This is a genomic window from Variovorax brevis (assembly GCF_030317105.1).
Classification (GTDB): domain Bacteria; phylum Pseudomonadota; class Gammaproteobacteria; order Burkholderiales; family Burkholderiaceae_C; genus Variovorax; species Variovorax brevis.
This window is the reverse complement of record NZ_JASZYG010000007.1, coordinates 1-25,069: the sequence shown is the minus strand read 5'-3', so window position 1 is coordinate 25,069 and position 25,069 is coordinate 1. Positions and strand designations below refer to the sequence as shown.

Annotated in this window: 17 protein-coding genes, 2 tRNA genes and 3 rRNA genes; 9 read left to right on the top strand and 13 right to left on the bottom strand. The window is 61.6% G+C overall.

The genetic code is table 11. The features are described 5' to 3' along the window. Positions 1-2: 2 nt before the first annotated feature. The 5 genes from QTI66_RS21910 to QTI66_RS21890 all read right to left on the bottom strand — a co-directional run bounded on the left by QTI66_RS21910 (position 3) and on the right by QTI66_RS21890 (position 5,773). Positions 3-737 (bottom strand): lysophospholipid acyltransferase family protein, encoded by a 735-nt coding sequence (locus tag QTI66_RS21910; RefSeq protein ID WP_286562011.1) that lies wholly within the window; start codon positions 735-737, stop codon positions 3-5. Between the two features lie 65 nt (positions 738-802). Then, positions 803-1,381 (bottom strand): D-glycero-beta-D-manno-heptose 1,7-bisphosphate 7-phosphatase, encoded by a 579-nt coding sequence (gene gmhB / locus QTI66_RS21905; protein WP_286562473.1) that lies wholly within the window; start codon positions 1,379-1,381, stop codon positions 803-805. Between the two features lie 28 nt (positions 1,382-1,409). After that, complete coding sequence (glyS, locus tag QTI66_RS21900; protein ID WP_286562010.1) at positions 1,410-3,539, bottom strand: glycine--tRNA ligase subunit beta; 2,130 nt, start codon at positions 3,537-3,539, stop codon at positions 1,410-1,412. Positions 3,540-3,543: 4 nt separating this feature from the next. Then, positions 3,544-4,449, bottom strand: a complete 906-nt coding sequence (glyQ, locus tag QTI66_RS21895) for a glycine--tRNA ligase subunit alpha (RefSeq protein ID WP_286562009.1) — start codon at positions 4,447-4,449, stop codon at positions 3,544-3,546. A 256-nt stretch (positions 4,450-4,705) separates the two neighbouring features. After that, positions 4,706-5,773 carry a type II asparaginase gene (locus QTI66_RS21890; protein ID WP_286562008.1) on the bottom strand — a complete coding sequence of 356 codons (1,068 nt, stop codon included), beginning with the start codon at positions 5,771-5,773 and terminating at the stop codon, positions 4,706-4,708. A 225-nt stretch (positions 5,774-5,998) separates the two neighbouring features. Between QTI66_RS21890 and QTI66_RS21885 the strand changes: the two genes are divergently transcribed. The 7 genes from QTI66_RS21885 (at position 5,999) to QTI66_RS21855 (ending at position 12,625) form a co-directional block, all read left to right on the top strand. Further along, a complete protein-coding gene (locus QTI66_RS21885) occupies positions 5,999-6,679 on the top strand; it encodes a TetR family transcriptional regulator C-terminal domain-containing protein (RefSeq protein WP_286562007.1) in 681 nt (226 codons plus the stop codon). Positions 6,680-6,821: 142 nt separating this feature from the next. Next, entirely contained in the window at positions 6,822-7,409 is a 588-nt protein-coding gene (locus QTI66_RS21880; RefSeq protein WP_286562006.1) for an NAD(P)H-dependent oxidoreductase, read from the top strand. Positions 7,410-7,448: 39 nt separating this feature from the next. Beyond that, positions 7,449-8,321, top strand: a complete 873-nt coding sequence (locus QTI66_RS21875) for a creatininase family protein (protein WP_286562005.1) — start codon at positions 7,449-7,451, stop codon at positions 8,319-8,321. A gap of 76 nt (positions 8,322-8,397) precedes the next feature. Continuing rightward, positions 8,398-9,396, top strand: a complete 999-nt coding sequence (locus QTI66_RS21870) for an ABC transporter substrate-binding protein (protein WP_286562004.1) — start codon at positions 8,398-8,400, stop codon at positions 9,394-9,396. Positions 9,397-9,517: 121 nt separating this feature from the next. Continuing rightward, positions 9,518-10,354, top strand: a complete 837-nt coding sequence (locus tag QTI66_RS21865) for an ABC transporter ATP-binding protein (protein WP_286562003.1) — start codon at positions 9,518-9,520, stop codon at positions 10,352-10,354. Continuing rightward, the gene (locus QTI66_RS21860; protein WP_286562002.1) at positions 10,351-11,208 is read left to right on the top strand and encodes an ABC transporter permease; all 858 of its coding nucleotides are present in this window, start codon (positions 10,351-10,353) and stop codon (positions 11,206-11,208) included. Before QTI66_RS21865 ends, QTI66_RS21860 begins: the two co-directional genes overlap by 4 nt. A gap of 49 nt (positions 11,209-11,257) precedes the next feature. Next, complete coding sequence (locus tag QTI66_RS21855) at positions 11,258-12,625, top strand: FAD-binding oxidoreductase (RefSeq protein ID WP_286562001.1); 1,368 nt, start codon at positions 11,258-11,260, stop codon at positions 12,623-12,625. Here QTI66_RS21855 and lnt read toward each other — a convergent pair. The 3 genes from lnt to QTI66_RS21840 form a co-directional block, all read right to left on the bottom strand. After that, complete coding sequence (gene lnt, locus QTI66_RS21850) at positions 12,615-14,195, bottom strand: apolipoprotein N-acyltransferase (RefSeq protein ID WP_286562000.1); 1,581 nt, start codon at positions 14,193-14,195, stop codon at positions 12,615-12,617. The two genes, QTI66_RS21855 and lnt, sit on opposite strands and share 11 nt — an antisense overlap. Next, positions 14,192-15,070 carry a CorC family transporter gene (locus QTI66_RS21845; protein WP_286561999.1) on the bottom strand — a complete coding sequence of 293 codons (879 nt, stop codon included), beginning with the start codon at positions 15,068-15,070 and terminating at the stop codon, positions 14,192-14,194. Before QTI66_RS21845 ends, lnt begins: the two co-directional genes overlap by 4 nt. Positions 15,071-15,166: 96 nt before the next feature. Further along, a complete protein-coding gene (locus QTI66_RS21840) occupies positions 15,167-15,898 on the bottom strand; it encodes a GNAT family N-acetyltransferase (protein ID WP_286561998.1) in 732 nt (243 codons plus the stop codon). Between the two features lie 506 nt (positions 15,899-16,404). On the opposite strand from QTI66_RS21840, the gene QTI66_RS21835 reads away from it, so the two are divergent. Continuing rightward, the gene (locus QTI66_RS21835; protein ID WP_286561997.1) at positions 16,405-18,093 is read left to right on the top strand and encodes an AMP-binding protein; all 1,689 of its coding nucleotides are present in this window, start codon (positions 16,405-16,407) and stop codon (positions 18,091-18,093) included. Further along, positions 18,090-19,013 (top strand): MBL fold metallo-hydrolase, encoded by a 924-nt coding sequence (locus QTI66_RS21830; RefSeq protein WP_286561996.1) that lies wholly within the window; start codon positions 18,090-18,092, stop codon positions 19,011-19,013. Before QTI66_RS21835 ends, QTI66_RS21830 begins: the two co-directional genes overlap by 4 nt. 147 nt (positions 19,014-19,160) lie before the next feature. Here the strand turns inward: QTI66_RS21830 and rrf are convergent. The 5 genes from rrf to QTI66_RS21805 form a co-directional block, all read right to left on the bottom strand. Continuing rightward, positions 19,161-19,273, bottom strand: a 5S ribosomal RNA gene (gene rrf, locus QTI66_RS21825). Between the two features lie 150 nt (positions 19,274-19,423). Beyond that, a 23S ribosomal RNA gene (locus tag QTI66_RS21820) occupies positions 19,424-22,296 on the bottom strand. A gap of 343 nt (positions 22,297-22,639) precedes the next feature. Next, positions 22,640-22,715: transfer RNA gene (locus tag QTI66_RS21815), tRNA-Ala, on the bottom strand. A 13-nt stretch (positions 22,716-22,728) separates the two neighbouring features. Then, positions 22,729-22,805 (bottom strand) — tRNA-Ile (locus QTI66_RS21810). 103 nt (positions 22,806-22,908) lie between these two features. Beyond that, positions 22,909-24,443 (bottom strand): 16S ribosomal RNA (locus QTI66_RS21805). The 16S, 23S and 5S rRNA genes sit together here with 2 tRNA genes alongside, the layout of an rRNA operon. Positions 24,444-25,069: the final 626 nt, after the last annotated feature.

The following is a 25,069-nucleotide window of genomic DNA, read 5'->3' as shown; positions in this document are numbered from 1 at the left end:
TTCTAGCGGTATGCCTCGGGATCGAGTCGCCGCATCTCGGCTTCGATCCACGCCTCGACCTCGCGCATCAACTCGTCGGGCTTTCGACCGACGCTCGAAATGGCCGGGCCAATCGACACGTCGACCACGCCCGGGCGCTTGATGAAGGCCTTGCGCGGCCAGACCTTGGCGGACGTCACCGCCACCGGAACGACCGGCGCACCCGTTTCCACCGCCAGGCGCGTTCCGCCTGATTTGTACTGGCCCTTCTGACCGCGCGGAATGCGCGTGCCTTCAGGGAACATGATGATCCAGATGCCCTCGGCCAACAAGCGCTTGCCCTGGTCGACCACTTTGTTGAAAGCCTGCGCGCGCTGCTTGCGGTCGATGTGGATCATGTCCAGCCGCGCCATCGCCCAGCCGAAGAAAGGCACGTAGATGAGTTCGCGCTTGAACACGAAGGCCAGCGGATGCGGCATGAGCGTCGGCATCAGGAAGGTCTCGTAGGTCGACTGGTGCTTGACCAGCAGGACACAGCCTGCGAGCTTGTCTTGCGGCAGGTTCTCCATGCCGGTCACGCGCGCCTGGATGCCAAGGATGACGCGGGCACCGCCGATGGCCCAGCTGAGCCAGCGCACGGCCATCCAGTAGAGCGGCTCGCTGCGGCGCCAGATCGAGGCGACGCACATGATGATGCCCCAGGGCATGACGGTGATGAGCATCCACAGCGCGTGGATGATGGAACGAATCAGTGACATTGGATCTCCAGCCGGCTCTGGTGGGCGCCGGCCCTCCCCTCAAGCGGCTTCATGGGTGGTTATTGTCAGACCGCCAGCGTCAGGCTCGCTTGCGCTTCGCGCGCCAGCAGGAACTCGACAAAGGCGGCCAGGTCTTCGTGCACGCGCGTGCCCGGCGGAAACTCGGGCGGCAGCGGATCGACACCTCGGCAAATGGAGCCCATGCCGGTGAGCAGCAGGTGCGGCTCGCAGCCTGCGGCATAGCCCGCCTGCAGGTCGCGCAGGCTGTCGCCCGCCGTGGGCATGCCCTTGAGCTCGACGCCGTAGCGCTCGCCGATCTGATGGAACAGGCCCGACTTGGGCTTGCGGCATTCGCAGCCTTCGTCGGGGCTGTGCGGGCAGAAAAAGATCGCATCGACCCGGCCGCCGACGGCAGCCAGCATCTTGTGCATCTTGGCGTGCATCGCATTGAGCGAGGCCATGTCGAACAGCCCGCGGCCCAGGCCCGACTGGTTGGAAGCAATCGCCACATGCCAGCCGGCGTGATTGAGGCGCGCAATCGCCTCCAGCGCGCCGGGCAGCGGCGTCCACTCGACATCGCTTTTCACGAAGTCTTCGCGATGCACGTTGATGGTGCCGTTGCGGTCGAGGATGACGATCTTCATGGTCTTGCCCTGCGTCATGCGGCGGCGATCAAACGGCCAGCCGCTCGAGTTGCGCCACGCGGTTCATGGCGGTGTGCAGCGAGGACAGCAGGCCGAGGCGGTTCAGGCGAAGGTCGGCCTCTTCGGCATTGACCATCACGCCGTCGAAGAAGGCATCGACGGGCGCGCGCAAGGCGGCCAGCGTTTGCAGCGAGCCGGTGTAGTCGCCTTCCTTGAACTGCGCGTCGGCGCGCGGCACCACCTGCTGCATGGCTTCGTACAGCGCGCCCTCGGCCGGCTCGCGGAACAGCGCGGTGTTGACATGGGCGTCGGCTTCCGGCGACTTCTTCAGGATGTTGCCGATGCGCTTGTTGGCGGCCGCCAGTGCGGGTGCTTCGCTCAGTGCAGCGAAGGCGCGCACGGCCGCGAGCAGCTCGGGCACGGTCGACAGGCGCTGCGGCATCGACGCCAGCACGGCATCGACTTCCTGCGCGCTGGCGCCCTGCTCGCGCAGGCTGCCGGCGAGGCGGTCGAAGACGAAAGTCTGCAGGCCATCGACAGCGCGTTGGGCATCGAAGCCTTCAATGCCTGCGAACTGCTCTGCGGCGTTGGCGATGAGGGTCTTCAATTCCAGCGGCAGCTTCTTTTCAACCAGCATGCGGATCACGCCCAGCGCATGACGGCGCAGCGCGAAGGGGTCGCGGTCGCCCGTGGGCGTGTTCCCGATGCCGAACATGCCGACCAGCGTTTCGAGCTTGTCGGCCAGCGCCACCACCACGCCGACGTTGCCGCGCGGCAGGCTGTCGCCGGCAAAGCGCGGCTTGTAGTGGTCTTCGATGGCGTCGGCCACCGACGGGTCCAGCCCGTCGTGCAGCGCGTAGTAGCGGCCCATGGTGCCCTGCAGTTCGGGGAACTCGCCGACCATGTCGGTGACGAGATCGGCCTTGGCCAGTTGCGCGGCTTGGGTGGCGCGTGCGGCCAGTTCGGCGTTGCCCATCGCTTCGGCGATGCCGCGCGCAATGTGCATGACCCGCGTCACGCGCTCGCCCTGCGTGCCGAGCTTGTTGTGATAGACCACCTTGCCCAGCGATTCGACGCGCGAGGCCAGCGACTTCTTGCGGTCCTGGTCGAAGAAGAACTTGGCGTCGGCCAGGCGCGGGCGCACCACGCGCTCGTTGCCGCCGACGACGGCGCTCGCATCGTCCGGGCGGATGTTGCTGACGACGAGAAACTTGTTGGTCAGGCGACCGTGCGCGTCGAGCAGCGGAAAGTACTTCTGGTTGGCCTTCATCGTGAGGATGAGGCATTCCTGCGGCACGTCGAGGAATTCGCGCTCGAATTCGCAGACGAGCACGTTGGGGCGCTCGACCAGCGCGGTGACTTCGTCGAGCAGCGCGTCGTCGTCGATCGGCACCGAGCCGGCACCGACCTTCACAGCAGCGGCTGCGAGTTGGCGCGCGATCTCCGCGCGGCGTGCCTCGAAGCCGGCGATGACGGCGCCGTCGTCGATGAGTTGCAGCGCATAGCTGTCGGCATCGCGCAGCGCGACGGGGTCGACCGCGGCTTCGAAACGATGGCCGTGCGTTTCACGTCCCGAACGCAAGCCGAGAGCTTCCACCTGCACCACCTCGGCGCCATGCAAGGCCACGAGGCCGTGCGCGGGGCGCACGAAGCTCACGCTGCTCCAGCCCGGCAGGTCACCGGTTTCCAGTTGGTAGCTCATGACCTTGGGGATCGGCAGCTTGGCAATGGATTCAGCCAATGCCTTCTGCAGGCCTTCCGCCAGGGTCGCGCCGCGTGCGGTGCTCTCGAAGAAGAGGGCTTCGGCCTTGCCATCCTGTGCGCGCTTGAGGCCGGCGACAGCCGAGCCATCCGCGCCGAGTGCCGCCAGCTTCTTGAGCAAGGCGGGCGTGGGCTGGCCCGAGCCGTCCAGGCCCACAGCCACCGGCATCAGCTTTTGCGAGATGGCCTTGTCGGCGGCTTGCGACGACACGTGCGTGAGATGCGCCGCCAGGCGGCGCGGCGACGCATAGGCCGTCAGCACCGAGCCGGCATCGGCCAGGCCCTGCGCCACCAGTTGATCGCGCAGCACACCGGCAAAGGCGTCGCCCAGCTTCTTGAGCGCCTTGGGCGGGAGTTCTTCGACGAAGAGTTCGACGAGGAGGTTTTTCGTTGTCATGGGGTCAGGCCGCCTTCTTCGTCATCTGGGCCACCCACTCGCGGGGCGCCATGGGGAAGCCGAGGCGTTCACGGCTGTCGTAGTAGCTTTGCGCAACGGCGCGTGCCAGGTTGCGGATGCGGCCGATGTAGGCGGCGCGTTCGGTCACGCTGATGGCGCCACGCGCGTCCAGCAGGTTGAAGCTGTGCGCGGACTTGAGCACTTGCTCGTACGCCGGAAGGGCCAACTGCTGCTCCATCAGGTTCTTCGCCTGCTTCTCGTGCGCGGCAAAGGCGGTGAAGAGGAAGTCGGCGTCGCTGTGCTCGAAGTTGTAGGTGGACTGTTCCACCTCGTTCTGCTTGTAGACGTCGCCGTATGACAGGCCTTCGGTCCACTTGAGGTTGTAGACGTTGTCCACGCCTTGCAGGTACATCGCCAGGCGCTCCAGCCCGTAGGTGATCTCGCCGGTGATCGGCTTGCAGTCGATGCCGCCGACCTGCTGGAAGTAGGTGAACTGCGTCACCTCCATGCCGTTGAGCCAGACTTCCCAGCCCAAGCCCCAGGCGCCGAGCGTGGGGTTTTCCCAATCGTCCTCGACGAAGCGGATGTCGTTCTTCTTCAGGTCGAAGCCCAGCGCTTCGAGCGATCCGAGGTACAGCTCCAAGATGTTGGCCGGCGCCGGCTTGAGCACGACCTGGTATTGGTAATAGTGCTGCAGGCGGTTGGGGTTCTCGCCATAGCGGCCGTCCTTGGGGCGGCGGCTGGGCTGCACGTAGGCGGCTTTCCAGGGCTCCGGGCCGAGCGCGCGCAGGAAGGTGGCCGTGTGCGAAGTGCCCGCGCCCACTTCCATGTCGTAGGGCTGCAGCAAGGCGCAGCCCTGGGCGTCCCAGTACGACTGCAGTTTGAGAATGATTTGTTGGAAGGTCAGCATGTAGAACCCGCAAGAGGCGGCCCGCAGCGCGGGCAGCCCTTGATTTTACGGGCCGTGCCCATGAAAAAAGCCGCAGGGGCTGCCGCTTCCGGACGCGGCCGCCGCCAGACCCGTCCAAGCTCCTGACCAAGGCGGCTGCCAATATGACTTTTCAAGCCCCACACCGCGGATCTGGCTTTGCCAGTCCGCAGGTGAGGTCCCCTCCCCGGGAGGTGGCGAATTACACGCAGCGAAGCGGAGTGAAAAGCCGGGAGGCCTAATACTCCCAGAAGATCCGTTGCAGTTCCTTCGTGTCGCTCGTGCGGGTCAGCGCGACCATCGCCAGGATGCGCGCCTTCTGTGGCCGCAGGTCGTGCGCCACTACCCAGTCGTATTTGTCATCGGGCTGTTCGGCGTTGCGGATCACGAAACCGTCGGGCACGCGCGAGGAGCGGATCACGATGATGCCGTCCGAGCGCAGCTTCTGCAGGCTCGGCACGATGCGGTCGGCCACCGAGCCGTTCCCGGGGCCGCCGTGGATGAGTGCCTTGATGCCGCTCTTGCCCAGCGCGTCGATGGCGACGGAACTCACGCCTTCGTAGCCCATGGCGATTTCCACGTTGGGCAGCGTGCCGATTTCATTGATGTCGAACTCCGAGTTCATCGTGTGGCGCTTGACCGGCGCACGGAACCAGTAGTTCTTGCCCTCGACCACCATGCCGAGAGGACCCCATTGGCTGGTGAAGGCGCTGGGCTTGATGTTGACGTTCTTGCTCACGTCGCGGCCGCTCTCGATGCTGTCGTTCATGGTGAGCAACACGCCCTTGCCCATTGCGTCCTTGCTGCCGGCGACGCTCACCGCGTCGAACAGGTTCAGCGCGCCGTCGGCCGACAGGGCGGTGCCGGGGCGCATCGAGGCGACCATCACGATCGGCTTGTTGGTGCGCACGGTGAGCGTCAGGAAGTAGGCGGTCTCTTCCACCGTGTCGGTGCCGTGGGTGATGACGATGCCGTCCACGTCGGGCTGCTTGGCCAGCGCCGCCACGCGGCGGGCCAGCGTGACGAGGTTTTCGTTGGTCAGGCTTTCGGAAGCCACCTGGAACACCTGCTCGCCGCGCACCTTGGCGACCTTTTCCAGTTCGGGCAGACCGGCGATGAGCTTCTCGACGCCCACCTTGGCTGCCGCGTAGGTCGCGCTGTTGAGGGCCGAGGCCCCGGCGCCGGCGATCGTGCCGCCGGTGGCGAGGATCACCACGTTGGGCAGGTTCTGGGCCTGCGCGATGGCGCTGGCTGCAAGCAGTGCAGCGCCGGCGGCGAATGCACGGAAACGGGCAGACAAGTACATGAAGCGTCCTCTGGCTATGAATGGTTTTCGGGCGAGCAAAGATACAGGAATCGTGCCGCTTTTCGAGACATTTGCGATGCCAAGGTGGCATGCCGCCATGCCGGCCAGATGCGGCACCGCGTTGGCGGGTCGCGCAAAACTGCACTTGCGCGGGGGCCGCCACCGATTGAAACGCCTTTGCCACCAGACGCATTACCATCGTCCACGCCCGCTCCGATCCCTGCAATGAACGTCGATTCCGCCACCACCCCCGCGACCCATGCGCAGCAAATGCCCGCGCCCGACGGCCCGCTCTCGCGCGCCCGGCCGGGGCGCGAACGCATCATGGCGGCGATCCGCGAGGCGGCGATCAGCGAATTCAGCCTGCACGGGCTCAAGGGCACTTCCACCCAGGCGATTGCGGCGCGGGCGGGCCTGACCAAGCCGCAGCTGCACTACTACATCGCCGGCAAGGAAGAGCTCTACGAAGAGTTGCTGATGCAGGTGCTGCACGACTGGAAGGTCGTCTTCGACTTCGAGGAGCATCCCAACGAGCCCGCGCGGGTGCTGTCCGACTACATCCGCAAGAAGCTCGACCATGCCTTTGACAACCCGGAGATCTCGCGCATCTTCACGCGCGAGGTGCTGGATGGCGGGCGGAACCTGGAGCGCTACTGGCCCAACGCCCGGATGTGGACGCAAAAGAAGGTGGACATCATCAATGGCTGGATCGCCCGCGGCCAGATGCGGCCGCTCGACGCGCGCCTTCTCTTGATGCACATCTGGGCCATGACCCAGAGCTATGCCGACTACGCGCTGCAAACGCGCGTGATGCTGGGCTTGCCGCCCGACGCGCCGCTGGAGCGTGAGCCGATTGCCAAGGACCTGATCGAGTTCGTGCTGGGCGGCTGCGGCATCAAGACTTAGGAGCTCGCGCTCACATTCTGGGGCGTTGCGCCTCCGGATTCCCCACGACGGTGCGAATTCGCCACATTGGCGTCCCAATGTGCTGGCATGCCATTTGCATAACCTGACCACTTGCTCTGATTAAGCGGTCAAATACAAATCCATGCGCGTGCTTGTCATCTATTGCCACCCGGTGGAAACCAGCTTTCACGCCGCATTGCACCAGGAAGTGCTGCGCAATCTGCGCGCCGCGGGCCATGAGGTCGACGACTGCGACCTCTACGCCGAAGGCTTCAATCCGGTGCTTTCCCGCGAGGAACGCATCGGCTACCACGAGGTGCCGGGCAACCAGATTCCCCTGAAGCCCTACGTCGAGCGCCTTCAATGGGCCGAGGCGCTCGTGTTCTGCTTTCCAACATGGTGCTTCGGCCTGCCGGCGATGCTCAAGGGCTACTTCGACCGGCTCTTCATGCCGGGCGTGGCCTTCGACATCAGCGACCCGGCCAACGTCAAGCCGATGCTCACCAACATCCAGCGCATCTCGGCCGTCGTCACCTACGGCCGGCCGCGCTGGGTGGCCTGGTACATGGGCGACCCGCCGCGCAAGATCATCACGCGCTACATGAAGCGCCTGACCGGCCAGCAGGCCCGCGTGGACTACCACGCCCACTACCACATGAACGTGGCGACGCCCTCGCAACTGCAGCGCTTCATGCAGCGCGTGGGGCAGGCCATGGCGCGCTTTGCCTGAGCGCCGCCGAACCACAGAAATCCCAAGCAAAGGAACACCATGCTCCACGGCTACATCCCGCCTCACCGCTTTCTGCCCTACCTGAGCTGGACCGAGATCGACGCGCTGCCGGACAAGGAGAACACCGTCATCGTGCTGCCCTGCGGCGCCATCGAGCAGCACGGGCCGCACCTGCCGTGTTCGGTGGACAGCGTGATCTCATCGGGCGTGATGGGCAAGGCGCTGGAGCGCCTGCCCGCCGAAGTGCGCGCCTTTGCGCTGCCAACCATCACCTACGGCAAGTCGGAAGAGCACCTGCACTTCCCCGGCACGATGACGCTGACGGGCACGACGCTGCTCTCGACCGTCATCGAGATCGGCGAGTCGGTGTACCGCTCGGGCTTTCGCAAGCTCCTGTTTGCCAACGGCCACGGCGGCCAGCCGCAGGTGCTGGAGATGGCGGCGCGAGAACTGCGCCTGCGCCACGGCGATTTCGTGGTGGTGCCCCACGGCGTGTCGCGCCTGCCCAATGCATCGGGCAAGCAGATCAGCGAGCAGGAAAAGAAGCTCGCGATGCACGCCGGCCATTCCGAAACCGCACTGATGCTGGCACTGGCGCCCGACACGGTGCACATGGAACGTGCCGTTGCCAACTACCCGCCGCCCTTCCCCATCAAGCTGCTCTCGGGCGACGGCCGTCCCGCCTGCGCCTGGACGGCACGCGACTTCGGCCCCAGCGGCGTGATCGGCGACCCGACCACGGCCACCCGCGAGCAAGGCTTCGAGATTCTCGACACGCTGGCCGACAGCTGGGTGCAGGCGCTGAGCGAGCTGCACGCCCTGCGTTGGGTCGTGCGCGAGGAAGCCACCTGGGAGCGTGGCCACCAGACCGGCTTCATCCAGTCCGCCCGCGGCACACCGCTCGCCGGCTGAGCGACACGAGGCTCGCTCCTTGCATCACCGCTTCGCTTCATTGATTTCAACCACCGCGCCTCAGGAGAACCAAGCCATGCGCCAAGCCCCCACCCTCCGTCTCGCCAAACTGGCCGGCGCCGCCGCGCTGGCACTGGCGGCCATCGCGCCCGCGCATGCGGCCGATGAAGCCTTCACCTACATGACCAACTGGTACGCGCAGGCCGAGCATGGCGGCTTCTATCAGGCGGTGGCGACGGGCATCTACAAGAAGTACGGCCTGGACGTCACGATCAAGATGGGTGGACCGCAAGTCAACATCGCGCAGATGATGGCCGCCGGCCAGACCGACTGCATCATGGGCTCCAGCGACATCCAGGCCATGCAGATGCGCGAAGGCGGCCTGCCGATCACCACGGTGGCAGCCTTCTTCCAGAAGGACCCGCAAGTGCTCATCGCGCACGACGACGTGAAGAGCTTCGAGGACCTGAAGGGCAAGACCATCCTGATTGCCAACAGCGCCAACCGCGGCTACTGGCCGTGGGTCAAGATGAAGTTCGGCCTGACCGACTCGCAAACGCGCCCCTACACCTTCAACATCCAGCCCTTCGTGGCCGACAAGAACACGGTGCAGCAGGGCTACCTGACCTCCGAGCCCTACGCCATCCAGAAGGCAGGCGTGAAGGCGACGACGCTGTTGATGAGCGACCACGGCTACACCGCCTACGCCACGACCGTGTCCTGCATGGACAAGACGCTCAAGGAGCGCAGCAAGGCCGTCGCCGCCTTCGTGAAGGCATCGGCGGAAGGCTGGAAGAGCTACCTGGCCGACCCGGCGCCGGGCAACGCGCTCATCAAGAAGGACAACCCCAACATGACCGACGATCAGCTCGCCTACAGCGTCGCCAAGCTGAAAGAGATGGGCATCGTCGCCAGCGGGGATGCCACGAAGCTGGGCATCGGCGTGATCACGGATGCGCGCAGCAAGCAGAACTACGACTTCCTCGTGGCCGCGAAGCTGCTGGACCCGGGCAAGGTCGAACTGGCCAAGACCTACACGACCGAGTTCGTGAAGGACGCGAAGGTTCTTCCGTAGTCCGACCCGAATCCCGCTTGCTACGTGTAGCCCGGATCCCCTTAGGCGGCGACACCAGCGGTCCGGCACAGCCGGCTGCGTGGTGTCTCCCGACAGGAAGCCCCGGGCCAAAGGAATCGACATGAACCGAATCGACCCCGAAGTCTTCGCGCCGGTACCGGATGCGGCGGCCGCCATCCCGGCGGTGCAGATCCTCTCGGCAGAAAAGACTTATCCCAACGGCACCCAGGCCCTGCTGCCGGTGGACCTGACGATCGCCGAGGGCGAGTTCGTCACGCTGCTCGGCCCCTCGGGCTGCGGCAAGAGCACGCTGCTCAAGATGGTGGCCGGCATGCTGGACCCCACCGACGGGCGGCTGATGGTGTGGCGCAAGCCCGTGCAGCACATCGACGAAAGCGGTCGCAAGATGGCTTTCGTGTTCCAGGCACCCACCTTGATGCCTTGGGCCAGCGTGCAGACCAACGTGCGCCTGCCCCTCGACCTCGCCGGCGTGCCGCGCAAGGAAGCCGACGCGCGCGTGGCCGAATCGCTCGAACTCGTGGGCCTGAGCAGGTTTGCCGATGCACTGCCGCGTGCCTTGTCGGGCGGCATGCAGATGCGCGTGTCGATCGCCCGCGGCCTGGTGACGCAGCCCGACCTGCTGCTGATGGACGAGCCTTTTGGTGCGCTCGATGAAATCACGCGACACAAGCTCGACGCCGACCTGCTCGACCTGTGGCGCAAGAAGAAGCTCACGGTCATCTTCGTGACCCACTCGATCCACGAAGCCGTGTTCCTGTCGAACCGTGTGGTCATGATGGCCGCCCGCCCCGGCCGCGTGGTCGAGGAGTTCCAGATCGACGAGCCCTATCCGCGCAGCGCGGACTTCATGGTCTCGCCGCAATTCAGCCGCTACGCCAAGAAGCTGCAGGACAGCCTGCTGCGCGCGAGCAGCTACAGCGAAGAGGTGGATGCATGAACGCCCTGACTGCATCGGGCGCCGTCGTCGCGCCCTCTTCCAAGACGCCTGCCTCGCGGGTGCCGCTCCTTGCCCAGCCGCGTGTGCAGCGCGTGCTTTACCCGGTGCTTGTCGGCGTGGTGCTCGTCAGCCTGTGGCAGGCCATGGTCACCGTGATGGAGTTGCCGCCGTACCTGGTGCCTTCGCCCATCCTGATGATGCAGACCCTCATCACCGACTGGGCGCCTCTGGGCGCGGCGCTGCTGACCACGCTGAAGATCACGGTGCTGTCATTTGTGGTCGCGACCGTCGTCGGCGTGCTGATCTCCTTTCTGTTCGTGCAGAGCAAGCGGATCGAGACGGCGCTCTTTCCCTACGCCGTGCTGTTGCAGGTAACGCCCATCGTCGCCGTTGCGCCTCTGATCATCATCTGGGTGAAGAACCCGACCGGCGCGATGGTGGTGTGCGCGGCGCTGGTCGCGCTCTTTCCCATCATCAGCAACACGACGCTGGGCCTGCGCAGCGTGGACCCGGACTTGCAGAGCTACTTCAAGCTCAACCATGCATCGCGCTGGCAGCAGCTCATTCGGCTGCGCATTCCGAGTGCGCTGCCCTACTTCTTCGGCGGGTTGCGGATCTCGAGCGGGCTTGCGCTGATCGGCGCGGTGGTGGCGGAGTTCGTCGCGGGCACGGGCGGTCAGGGCGCGGGGCTGGCCTATCAAATATTGCAAGCGGGCTTCCAGCTCAACATCCCGCGCATGTTTGCGGCGCTGCTGCTGATTTCCCTCACCGGTGTCGCGCTTTTCGTGCTCATGGCCTGGCTCACCAAGCTCGCCCTGGGCTCGTGGCACGCCAGCGAACTTTCCCAGGATTAGCTTGGCTCGCCCCCAGGCTGCGGCTGACCCCACAACGTGACCAACAGCAATGACCACACTGACGATTTCTGATTCGCCCGTTGAAAGCCTGTTCAACGACCTGCCCGATCTTGACTGGATCACCGATCCGAGCCGCGTGGCGCGGCTGTCGCAGGACTTTGCATGGTTCAGCCCGGTGCTGAACCGGCAACTCAAGGACAAGCGCGCCGACGCCGTCGTGCGCCCGCGCACGGAAGACGAAATCCGCGCACTGGTGTCCGCCTGCGCGCGTCGCAAGGTGCCCATCACCATCCGGGGCAGCGGCACGGGCAACTACGGGCAGACCACGCCGCTGGCCGGTGGCGTCGTGCTCGACATGACCGGCTTCAATGCGACGTGCTGGGTGCGCCCTGGCGTGGCGCGCGCGCAGGCCGGCATTCGGCTGGGCGAACTCGAAAAGCAGACGCGGCCGACGGGGCAGGAGTTGCGATGCGTGCCTTCCACCTATCGCAGCGCGACGCTGGGCGGTCTGTTTGGCGGTGGCTTCGGCGGCGTGGGTTCGATCAACTACGGTCCGCTGGCCGCAAGCGGCAATGTGCTGGGCATTCGCGCCATGACGATTGAGCCCGAGCCGCAGGTCATCGAGCTGCGCGGCGCGGAGGCCCTGCGCATGCACCATTTGTGGGGCACCAATGGACTCGTGCTCGAGATCGAAGTGGCGCTGGCGCCTGCACACCCGTGGCTCGAGACGCTGGTGGTGTTCGACGACTTCGATCGCGCGCTGGCCTTTGGCGATGCGCTGGCGCATGCGCCGGGCATTGTGAAGCGCGAGGTGGCCTTCTTTGGCAGCCCGGTGGCCGACCACCTGGGCCAACTCGCCGAGCACTTGCCGCGCGGCTGCCACGCGGTGCTCTCGCTGGTGGCCGAGTCGAGCGAAGATCCCTTGGTGCAGCTTGTCGCGACGCATGACGGCACGGTGAGCTACCGCAAGACGGCGGCAGAAGTGCAAAAGAGCAACCGCACCCTGATGGAGTTCACCTGGAACCACACCACGCTGCACGCGCTCAAGATCGACAAGTCACTGACCTATCTGCAAAGCAGCTTCGTGCCCGGACAGCATGTGCGCCAGATCACGGAGATGGAACAGCGCTTTGCCGGAGAGATCATGATGCACGCGGAGTTCCTTCGCGGCCTGGACGGGCTCGTCACCTGCAGCGCCTTGCAACTCGTGCGCTTCACGACGGAAGCGCGGCTCAACGAGATCATCCGCCTGCATCGCGAAAGCGGCGTGCGCATCAACAACCCGCATGTGTTCGTGGTGGAAGACGGCAAGGCGGGCGGACCGCTGCCGCCGGAAATCGTCGAGATGAAGCGGCGTTTCGATCCGCAGGGCCTGCTCAACCCCGGCAAGCTGCGCGACTGGCCGGTCAGCGCCTGAGGCGCGTGGCCAGTGCGGCGGCTGCACCGATGAGCAGCGTGCCGATCCACAGGGGCCACAGGCCCAGGCGCGAGACCCAGCGCGCATAGGGCGTGATGCCCGTGCGCCCTTCGACGTCGGCCGTCAGTACGGCACGCGTCATGGGCGGCAGCGAGTTCGTCACGCGGCCGCGGTGGTCGATGACGACCGTGGCGCCGGTGTTGGTGGAGCGCACCATCGGCCGATCAAACTCGATGGCGCGCATTCGCGAGATGTTCAGATGCTGGTCGATGGCCACCGTGTCGCCGAACCACGCGATGTTGCTGACGTTGAGAAGAATGGTGGGCGCGCGCGCTTCGTCCCGAAAGTTCGCGCCGATCTCGTCGCCGAACAAGTCCTCGTAGCAGATGTTCGGCGCGATGCGCTGGCCCTGCCATTCGAAGGGTGCCTGCGCCAAGCCGCCTCGGCGGAAGTCGCCCAAGGGGATCTGCATCATGTCGGTGAACCAGCGGAACATCGACGGCACAAACTCGCCGAAGGGCACGAGGTGGTGCTTGTCGTAGCGATAGGGCTTTTTGGCGCCCGGTCCGAAGCCCAGGACCGAGTTGGTGTAGACATCGCCGTCGCCCATCGGCAGTCCGACGATCGCCGCCTGCGTGCTGCTTTCAAAGCGCGTGGCGATGGCCTGAAGGTAGCCAGCCGGCAACTGCGAGGGCAACAGTGGAAGAGCGGTTTCCGGCGTGATGACCAGCGGGGCGGTGGCATCGCGCAACTGCTCGCCGTACCAGCGAAGCGCGGTGGGAATGCCGCCGCTGGGAACGAATTTCTCGTCTTGCGGGATGTTGCCCTGGAGCAAGGCCACGGTGATGCGGCCCGTGCTGGCCGCATCCGGCCCTGCGGGCTTGCCGCCGCATCCGCTGACGAGGCATTGCGAGGACACGGCCCCATAGCCGAGGAACACGATCAATGTAAGTGGCGTGATCCATGCAACCGGGCGCCGCAGACCCTGGACGGCAATCTGGGCCAGCAGGGCCGCCACGATGGCCGCCAGCACGCCGACGCCGTACACGCCGACGTCACGCGCAAAGGTCGAGAGCGGCCCGTCCACGTGGGCATAGCCGATGGCGCCCCACGGAAAGCCGGTGAACCAGCTGTTGCGCAACAACTCCGCCAAAGTCCACATCGCCGCAAACAGCACCGCCGCCGCGGCGCGGTTTCCGGGAGCAAATGCAAAGTAGAAGGCGCAGCCCAGCGCGTAGTAGATGGCAAGCGCAGCCGACAGTGCCAGCACGGCAATGGCTGCGAGCGGCGCCGCCAGGCCACCATAGGTGTGCATTGAAATGAAGAGCCACCAGAAGGTGCCGCACAGCCATGTCGTGGCAAAGAGCCAGCCGATGAGTCCGGCGCGCTTCCAGTCTTGCCGCCCGCCGCCAGCGCGCAACGTATCCAGTTGCCAGACGAGCGCAGCAAGCGCCACGCATTGGAGCCACCAGACGGCTTGGCCATTCCACGGCGCGGCGACCGACACGGCCTGCGCAAGGCCGGCCACCACGGGCAGCACGAAGCGGGAAACGCGCGCGAAGAGGCTCAATCGGCCGCGTCGCCGCCACGTGTCGGCGAGACCTTGAACCAGCGAACCGCGCCGCCTTTGGTGTGGAGCACGACGAAGTCGAAGCCACCGATCGTGTGGTGCTCGCCGCGCTTGGGCACGTGGCCCATCTCGTGCGCGATCAATCCGCCGATGGTGTCGAAATCCTCGCTCATCTGTTCTTCGTCGAATTCGATCGCGAAGGCCTCGGCGACGCGCTCGATGGGCGTGTCGCCGGAGACGCGATAGGTGTGGTCGGCGAGGCCGAAGATGTCGCCCTCGTCTTCGGCGATGTCGAATTCGTCCTCGATTTCGCCAACGATCTGCTCGAGCACGTCTTCGATGGTCACGAGGCCGGCCACGCGGCCGAATTCATCGATGGCAATGGCCAGGTGGTTGCGATTGCCGCGGAACTCGCGCAGCAGGTCGTTCAGGCCTTTGCTTTCAGGCACGAAGGTTGGCGGACGCAGCAAGGCGCGAATGCTCAACGACGGCGAGCGCTGCAGCTTCAGCAGGTCCTTGGCCAGCAGGATGCCGATGATGTTTTCCTTGTCGCCCTCGAAGACCGGAAAGCGCGAGTGCGCGGTATCGATCACCGTGTGCATCAAGGTGTCGAGCGGATCGTCGATGTTGACCAGGTCCATGCGCGGCGCAGCGACCATCACGTCGCCCGCGGTCATGTCTGCCATGCGCAGCACGCCTTCGAGCATGACGCGCGATTCGGCGCCGATCACGTCGTTGTCCTCGGCGTCAGCCAGGGTTTCGATCAGCTCGTCGCGGGAATCGGGTCCGGGATTGATGAATTCGACGAGCTTCTGGAGAAAACTGCGCTTGTCTTCTCGTTCGACGGATGGGCGCTCAGGGTGAGGGTCGGCCACTGCGGGAGGGCGGGAGTTGGGGAGCCCCGAGGATAACGGATTGCCCCGGCGATCCGGCACTTTCGACCGGATGCCGACCAAGGATGCTGCCTGCGGTCAGGCCGAACTCTTGGCGCGCGACTCCTGCACGCCACGGCGCACTTCCTGTACGCCGGCGAGAAAGTCCCAGAACTGCTTGGCGCGGGACTTCAGCCGGAAGTCGAACTCCGCGAACTGGTCGAGCGCGATTTCGCTGATGCGGCTATCGAGCGTGGCTTCGGGCAGCCGCAGATGGGCTTCGGATTCGGACCCGGTACGAACGACGGACGCACCTGCCTTGCGCGCGATGTGGAGCATGGCGGCGTTTTCGCTCAGCGCGTGGATGAAGAGCATGCCGACGCCTTCATTGCGCGCCGACACTTCAGCGCGCTCGAACAGGCGCGCACCATAGCCGCGGCCGCGGGCATGGGTGGAGACCGAGACGCCGAATTCAGCGCAATCGCGCGCCTGGTCCGCTGGCGGAAAGGCAAGGTGCGACATCGCGATGATCTCGAGTTTCCGGTTGTAGATACCGAAGATCTCGTCCCGCTCGAAGTTGAGCGCATCGACGTAGGTTTGGATCTGTTCGTCCGTTGCGGGATAGCCGAAGCGCAAGTAACGGTCGTGCGTTTCGAGGGCCAACAGGTGGCGCGCGATGCGATCGCGCTCGCCCGGGCCAACGGAGCGAATGGGAATGAGGACAGGCTGCACCTGGGGGGCAGCTGCTGCGGGGCGCGACTCAGTCACTGGCGCCTTCAAGAAAGAACCAGCTCCGAGTGACGCTTTGAGAATGGTCAGAGCGGGGAGCATGGCTCCAATGTAAGGGTTTTCACCTAGGAATCAAGGACAAAAGGCGCAAATGGAGGGGATTTGGAGGAGGACTCTAGTTACGTGCGAACTGTGGAACTCCCGGCTGCGCGCCGAAGGATGGCCGCCGCTTTCAATACTTCATAACGATGAGCAGTGGATCACAACATTTTCACCGGGTTATATCTCGTCGGCATCGGAATGCTCATCAAAGTCGCAGGGGCGAGCCGTTCAAACTGTTAACTGTTGTGCGCGGGCCCTAACGGGCGCCATCTTTGGCTTGCGCACCGATTTCGCGCCTTGGCTGCGCTATGCGGCGTGTGTTGAGTCGCGAAGTGTCAAGCGCGGCCATTGTTCGATGCGGGGGGCCTCGCACACGTCATTACGTCTATTCATTTCACTACACCAAGGACATATCGCCTGTGCGACACCGCAGCGCGCCCGAGTAGGACAAGCACGGGGGCAACGCACGCGCTTGCCCTCTGACAATGCGCCGCAAAGGAAGTCGAATGCAGAAATCAGTGATTGAAAACTATCCGGCGGGCGTACCGCACGAGGTCCACCCTGAGCAGTATCGCTCGCTCGACCACATGCTTCAGGAAGCTTTTCAGCGTCATGCCAACAACCCGTTCTCGGTGTGCATGGAGCGATGGATGTCCTTTCGCGAGCTCGATGAGCTTTCCGTCGCGATGGGCGCGTGGTTGCAATCGCGGGGCCTTGAGCCGGGGGCGCGCGTGGCGATCATGCTGCCCAACCTTCCGCAGTTCGCCGTCACGATGGCGGGCGTTCTGCGGGCGGGCTACACCTGCGTCAACGTCAACCCGCTCTATACCGCACGCGAGTTGGCGCATCAACTCAAGGACTCTGGCGCGACCGCCATCGTTATCCTTGAGAACTTCGCGTCCACGCTGGAACAGGTGATCGACAAGACGGCCATCGAGCACGTCGTGGTGACGTCGGTGGGAGAGTTGCTCGGTGGTTTGTACGGGCAGTGGATCACGTTCGCGGTGCGCAATCTGGCGCGTGTCGTGCCGGCCTACAAGCTCCCCCTCGACAAGGGTCGGACGGTGACGCAGTTCTCGAAGGCCGTATCCGCCGGACGTGGCATGAAGCTGGCGCCGTCGGGCACCACGCTCGATTCGATCGCCTTCCTGCAGTACACCGGTGGCACCACGGGCTTGTCGAAGGGCGCGGTCTTGACGCATCGGAACATCGTCGCCGCCACGCTGCAGGCAGAAGCCTGGTTCACGCCGGCCCTGTCGCGCGCCGGAGACCTGTCCAAGGTCAACAGCATCGCGGCCTTGCCGCTGTATCACATCTTCGCGCTCACGCTGTGCCTGCTCGTCATTCGGCAGGGCTCGCACATGACGCTGATACCGAATCCGCGCGACATGACCAAGTTCGTCGAAGTGCTCAAGAAACGGCCGTTCCATATGCTTCCGGCGGTCAACACCTTGTTCAACGGCTTGCTGATGCACCCCGAGTTCAAGAACCTCGACTTTTCGACGCTATTTGTTTCTCAAGCAGGCGGTATGGCAGCTTCGGAGGGAACGGCCAAGCGCTGGTTCGAAGTGACGGGCTGCCCGATGATCGAGGGGTGGGGCATGAGCGAGACCTGCGCCATCGGAACCAACAATCCGGTGGACAGCAAGAGCTATTCAGGCAACATCGGCTTGCCATTGCCTGGCATCGAGATCGCCATCAAGGACGATGCGGGTCATACCGTCGCGAATGGCGAATCCGGGGAGCTTTGCATCAAGGGGCCGAACGTGATGGAGGGGTATTACAACCAGCCGGCCGAGACGGCGGCGGCGTTTACCGCTGACGGCTTCATGCGCACGGGCGATATCGCGGTGATGCAGGACGACGGTCGCAGCCGGATCGTCGATCGCAAGAAAGACATGATCATTGTCAGCGGGTTCAACGTCTTTCCGAATGAGCTCGAGAATGTGATCTCGCTGTGTCCGGGTGTCGTGGAGTGCGCTGCCATCGGCGTGCCGGACGAGCGGCAGGGCGAAGCCATCAAGGTGTTTGTCGTGCGCAAGGATGCGTCGCTCAGTGAAGATGCCGTTCTGCAGTATTGCCAGGACCGTCTGACCGGCTACAAACGGCCCAAGCACATCGAGTTCAGGGAGGCGCTGCCGAAGACGAACGTCGGCAAGATCCTTCGGCGCGAATTGAGACCAACTGCCCATTGAGCCATTCCCGCCCTTTGCCCCGCGGCGTCCACGTGCTGGAGCGCGGGTGGCTGTCGTCCAACAACGTTGTCTTCTCAAGCGGTGAACGGACGGCGCTGGTGGACAGCGGGTATTGCACGCATTCTCCGCAGACGCTGTCGCTGGTTGCGAACGCGTTGAACGGCCGTCCGCTTGAACTGCTGTTGAACACGCATTTGCACAGTGATCATTGCGGAGGGAATGCTGCGCTGCAATCGCAGGATCAGGGTGTCCGCACCTTGATTCCACCAGGTGAGGCTCAAGCCGTCAGTCGGTGGGATGAAGACGTATTGAGCTACCGCGCGACTGGGCAGGAATGCCCGCGATTCAGGTTTGACGGCCTGCTGATTCCCGGGGAGAGCGTGGTCCTGGGCGAGTCGGCGTGGCAGATCCATGCGGCTCCGGGGCACGATCCGCATTCCGTGATCTTGTTCGAGGCGTCTTCGCGCACCCTCATTTCGGCGGACTCGCTTTGGGAGCATGGCTTCGGCGTGGTGTTTCCCGAGTTGCTTGGCGAGCCATCATTTGCGGAGGTCGCGGCCACGCTTGACTTGATCGAGCGGCTTTCGCCTTTGGTGGTCATACCGGGGCACGGACCCATCTTTGATTTTCGGCCCGACGTTCTTGGCAATGCCCGCGAGCGGTTGCACGCCTTTGTTCAATCACCCGTCAAGCACGCACGACACGCGCTGAAGGTGTTGATCAAGTTCAAGTTGCTTGATGCCAAGAGACTCACCGAGGCGGAGCTGATGTCATGGTGGGCGGGGGTGCCCTATATCCATTGGGTTCAAGACCGCTTCTTTCCCGGCTTGGGAGTGGCCGAGCTGGGTCAGGAATTATTGGCGGATCTCGTCCGCACGGGCGCTGCGACGGTCGAAGACGGATACGTGATTGACCGCTGATTCGCTGATTCGCTGATTCGCTGATTCGCGCACTGAACAATTGGACAGCGCAAACAGCAACTGCACCGTAAGCGGAACGCGCTGAAATCCGTTCCATAAATAAGAAAAGCCCAACCTCAGGGAGGTTGGGCTTTTCGGGCTGTAAGAGCCTGACGATGACCTACTTTCACACGGGAACCCGCACTATCATCGGCGCTGAGTCGTTTCACTGTCCTGTTCGGGATGGGAAGGAGTGGGACCAACTCGCTATGGTCATCAGGCATAACTGGTTGTCGTGCTGATCACGTGATCAACACAACGAATTCATGGAGTCTGGAATCAGCGCTCAATTGTCTTGAGCTGGCTTGAATGTATTTTGAATGCGTCAACTTGGCATAACAGCCTTGATTCGATATTTGAATCAAAGTTATAGGGTCAAGCCGCACGAGCAATTAGTATCAGTTAGCTTAACGCATTACTGCGCTTCCACACCTGACCTATCAACGTCCTGGTCTTGAACGACTCTTCAGGGGGCTCAAGGCCCCGGCAGATCTCATCTTGAAACGAGTTTCCCGCTTAGATGCTTTCAGCGGTTATCTCTTCCACACTTAGCTACTCGGCAATGCCACTGGCGTGACAACCGATACACCAGAGGTGTGTCCACTCCGGTCCTCTCGTACTAGGAGCAGGCTTCCTCAAATCTGCAGCGCCCACGGAAGATAGGGACCAAACTGTCTCACGACGTTTTAAACCCAGCTCACGTACCTCTTTAAATGGCGAACAGCCATACCCTTGGGACCGGCTACAGCCCCAGGATGAGATGAGCCGACATCGAGGTGCCAAACACCGCCGTCGATATGAACTCTTGGGCGGTATCAGCCTGTTATCCCCAGAGTACCTTTTATCCGTTGAGCGATGGCCCTTCCATACAGAACCACCGGATCACTATGTCCTGCTTTCGCATCTGCTCGACTTGTCAGTCTCGCAGTTAAGCACGCTTATGCCATTGCACTATCGTCACGATGTCCGACCGTAACTAGCGTACCTTCGAACTCCTCCGTTACGCTTTGGGAGGAGACCGCCCCAGTCAAACTGCCTACCATGCACTGTCCCCGATCCAGATAATGGACCCAGGTTAGAACCTCAAACACACCAGGGTGGTATTTCAACGTTGGCTCCACAAGATCTAGCGACCCTGCTTCAAAGCCTCCCACCTATCCTACACAGATCTGTTCAAAGTCCAATACAAAGCTACAGTAAAGGTTCATGGGGTCTTTCCGTCTTTCCGCGGGGAGATTGCATCATCACAAACATTTCAACTTCGCTGAGTCTCAGGAGGAGACAGTGTGGCCATCGTTACGCCATTCGTGCAGGTCGGAACTTACCCGACAAGGAATTTCGCTACCTTAGGACCGTTATAGTTACGGCCGCCGTTTACTGGGACTTCAATCAAGAGCTTGCACCCCATCATTTAATCTTCCAGCACCGGGCAGGCGTCACACCCTATACGTCCACTTTCGTGTTTGCAGAGTGCTGTGTTTTTAATAAACAGTCGCAGCCACCGATTTTTTGCAACCCATTCATGCTCCGTTGTTCACTTCACACTAATAGGGCACACCTTCTTCCGAAGTTACGGTGTCAATTTGCCGAGTTCCTTCTCCTGAGTTCTCTCAAGCGCCTTAGAATACTCATCTCGCGCACCAGTGTCGGTTTGCGGTACGGTCGTTGTTAGCTGAAGCTTAGTGGCTTTTCCTGGAACCTCGTTCAGTCACTTCACGGACAAGTCCGCTCGATCATGGGCCTCGGTATATGTACGCCGGATTTGCCTAACGTACGCCTACTTCCCACTAAACCGGGATATCCAACACCCGGATGACCTATTAAGATCCGTCCCCACATCGCACTAACAATCGGTACAGGAATATTGACCTGTTTCCCATCAGCTACGCATCTCTGCCTCGCCTTAGGGGCCGACTCACTCTACGCCGATGAACGTTGCGTAGAAAACCTTGCGCTTACGGCGAGGGGGCTTTTCACCCCCTTTAACGCTACTCATGTCAGCATTCGCACTTCTGATACCTCCAGCACGCTTTACAACGCACCTTCACAGGCTTACAGAACGCTCTCCTACCACTTGCAATGAATTGCAAATCCGCAGCTTCGGTAACTGGCTTAGCCCCGTTACATCTTCCGCGCAGGACGACTCGATCAGTGAGCTATTACGCTTTCTTTAAATGATGGCTGCTTCTAAGCCAACATCCTGACTGTTTTAGCCTTCCCACTTCGTTTCCCACTTAGCCAATTTTAGGGACCTTAGCTGGCGGTCTGGGTTGTTTCCCTCTTGAGTCCGGACGTTAGCACCCGGTGCTCTGTCTCCCAAGCTGTACTCGTCGGTATTCGGAGTTTGCCTTGGTTTGGTAAGTCGCCATGACCCCCTAGCCAAAACAGTGCTCTACCCCCGACGGTAATACTTGAGGCACTACCTAAATAGTTTTCGGAGAGAACCAGCTATTTCCAAGTTTGTTTAGCCTTTCACCCCTATCCACAGCTCATCCGCTAGTTTTGCAACACTAGTCGGTTCGGACCTCCAGTACCTGTTACGGCACCTTCATCCTGGCCATGGATAGATCACTTGGTTTCGGGTCTACACCCAGCGACTGATCGCCCTGTTCGGACTCGATTTCTCTACGGCTTCCCTATTCGGTTAACCTTGCCACTGAATGTAAGTCGCTGACCCATTATACAAAAGGTACGCAGTCACCCCTTTCGAGGCTCCTACTTTTTGTAAGCACGCGGTTTCAGGATCTATTTCACTCCCCTCCCGGGGTTCTTTTCGCCTTTCCCTCACGGTACTAGTTCACTATCGGTCGATGATGAGTATTTAGCCTTGGAGGATGGTCCCCCCATGTTCAGACAGGATTTCTCGTGTCCCGCCCTACTTGTCGCAAGCTCAGTACCACACAGGTCATTTCACGTACGGGGCTATCACCCGCTATGGCCGCTCTTTCCAAAGCGTTCCGTTATGTCTTGTGCTATCACTTGCAGGCTCTTCCGATTTCGCTCGCCACTACTTTCGGAATCTCGGTTGATGTCTTTTCCTCGAGCTACTGAGATGTTTCAGTTCACCCGGTTCGCCTCGCATGCCTATGTATTCAGCATGCGATACCTTTCGGTGGGTTTCCCCATTCGGAAATCTCCGGATCAAAGCTAATTTGCCAGCTCCCCGAAGCTTATCGCAGGCTATCACGTCCTTCGTCGCCTATCATCGCCAAGGCATCCACCACGTGCTCTTATTCACTTGACCCTATAACTTTGATCTCTCTTGCGAGATCCCAAAATCATTTTCAAGGAATGTCTGCCAGGTCTTTCACCTGGCGCGTTATGCCGTACTTCCAATTATCGATTTGACTCGAAATTGAAGTTTCTTTTGACGCAATCAAAAATTCTATGTTGCTGATGGCACGGTCCGCACTAAACCTTTACGAATGTGCGGTTTCCATCAGCAACGCTGATTCGACTCTATGAATTTTTAAGGAACAGCCGATTGATCAAGAGATCTTGATCAACAACAAAGAAGCCTCACGCTTTCGCACGAAGCCGCTTTGGTGTTGAACTGACAAGCACCAGGTACTGGTGTATCTGGTAATTGGTGGAGGATGACGGGATCGAACCGACGACCCCCTGCTTGCAAAGCAGGTGCTCTCCCAGCTGAGCTAATCCCCCAGGATTGGATGGATGGTGGGTCTGGTTGGATTCGAACCAACGACCCCCGCCTTATCAAGACGGTGCTCTAACCAACTGAGCTACAGACCCAAGCCGGAACGCGCCGGACTCAAGCCTTTGCGCTCAAGTCGCCGGGCGACAACCTTCCAACAACCGATAAGTGTGGGCGTTCAAATTAAATTGCGGTTTCCAGAAAGGAGGTGATCCAGCCGCACCTTCCGATACGGCTACCTTGTTACGACTTCACCCCAGTCACGAACCCTGCCGTGGTAATCGCCCTCCTTGCGGTTAGGCTAACTACTTCTGGCAGAACCCGCTCCCATGGTGTGACGGGCGGTGTGTACAAGACCCGGGAACGTATTCACCGTGACATTCTGATCCACGATTACTAGCGATTCCGACTTCACGCAGTCGAGTTGCAGACTGCGATCCGGACTACGACTGGTTTTATGGGATTAGCTCCCCCTCGCGGGTTGGCAACCCTTTGTACCAGCCATTGTATGACGTGTGTAGCCCCACCTATAAGGGCCATGAGGACTTGACGTCATCCCCACCTTCCTCCGGTTTGTCACCGGCAGTCTCATTAGAGTGCCCAACCAAATGTAGCAACTAATGACAAGGGTTGCGCTCGTTGCGGGACTTAACCCAACATCTCACGACACGAGCTGACGACAGCCATGCAGCACCTGTGTTACGGTTCTCTTTCGAGCACCAAGCCATCTCTGGCAAGTTCCGTACATGTCAAAGGTGGGTAAGGTTTTTCGCGTTGCATCGAATTAAACCACATCATCCACCGCTTGTGCGGGTCCCCGTCAATTCCTTTGAGTTTCAACCTTGCGGCCGTACTCCCCAGGCGGTCAACTTCACGCGTTAGCTTCGTTACTGAGTCAGTGAAGACCCAACAACCAGTTGACATCGTTTAGGGCGTGGACTACCAGGGTATCTAATCCTGTTTGCTCCCCACGCTTTCGTGCATGAGCGTCAGTGCAGGCCCAGGGGATTGCCTTCGCCATCGGTGTTCCTCCGCATATCTACGCATTTCACTGCTACACGCGGAATTCCATCCCCCTCTGCCGCACTCCAGCGATGCAGTCACAGATGCAGTTCCCAGGTTGAGCCCGGGGATTTCACAACTGTCTTACATCACCGCCTGCGCACGCTTTACGCCCAGTAATTCCGATTAACGCTTGCACCCTACGTATTACCGCGGCTGCTGGCACGTAGTTAGCCGGTGCTTATTCTTACGGTACCGTCATGACCCCCCTTTATTAGAGAAGGGCTTTTCGTTCCGTACAAAAGCAGTTTACAACCCGAAGGCCTTCATCCTGCACGCGGCATGGCTGGATCAGGCTTGCGCCCATTGTCCAAAATTCCCCACTGCTGCCTCCCGTAGGAGTCTGGGCCGTGTCTCAGTCCCAGTGTGGCTGGTCGTCCTCTCAGACCAGCTACAGATCGTTGGCTTGGTGAGCCTTTACCCCACCAACTACCTAATCTGCCATCGGCCGCTCCACTCGCGCAAGGCCCGAAGGTCCCCTGCTTTCATCCGTAGATCGTATGCGGTATTAGCACAGCTTTCGCTGCGTTATCCCCCACGATTGGGCACGTTCCGATGTATTACTCACCCGTTCGCCACTCGCCGCCAGGATTGCTCCCGCGCTGCCGTTCGACTTGCATGTGTAAGGCATGCCGCCAGCGTTCAATCTGAGCCAGGATCAAACTCTATAGTTCGATCTTGATTTGCGCCCAACCTCGCGGTTGAGCAAAACTCATAAAAAAAGAAATTGAAGTGAACTTCACTTCCATTCTCATGAGCGTTTAAAGTCTTGCGACTTAGTTCCGAAGAACTTGGCAATTACCTTCAAACGCCCACGCTTATCGGCTGTATGTTTTTAAGGATCCTCGCAAAACTTCCACATCTCTGCTTCGTTTCGCGCTGCCCGCTGTGATCAGCGAAGCCTGCTAGTCTAACACGATTTTTCCAAGCCGGTCAAACTTTTTTCGCTTTCTTCATCTCCCCGCGTCTTGCAACGACCGTCTTGCGATCCCTGCCTGGCGCTGAAGCGTTTTCAGCGAAGCCTTCGATTATGACTCAGATTTCTCATCTTCGTCAAGTCCGAAGGACTTTTTTCGCTTCCTGCCGCCTGACCGTCCCTTGCGGGGCGCCTGGCCCCTGGAGCTCGTGCCCACAGCATCCAGAGGATCGCTGCTTCGCACACTTGGCGCTCGCACTTTTGAGGTGCTTACATAAATAAGAAAAGCCCAACCTCAGGGAGGTTGGGCTTTTCGGGCTGTAAGAGCCTGACGATGACCTACTTTCACACGGGAACCCGCACTATCATCGGCGCTGAGTCGTT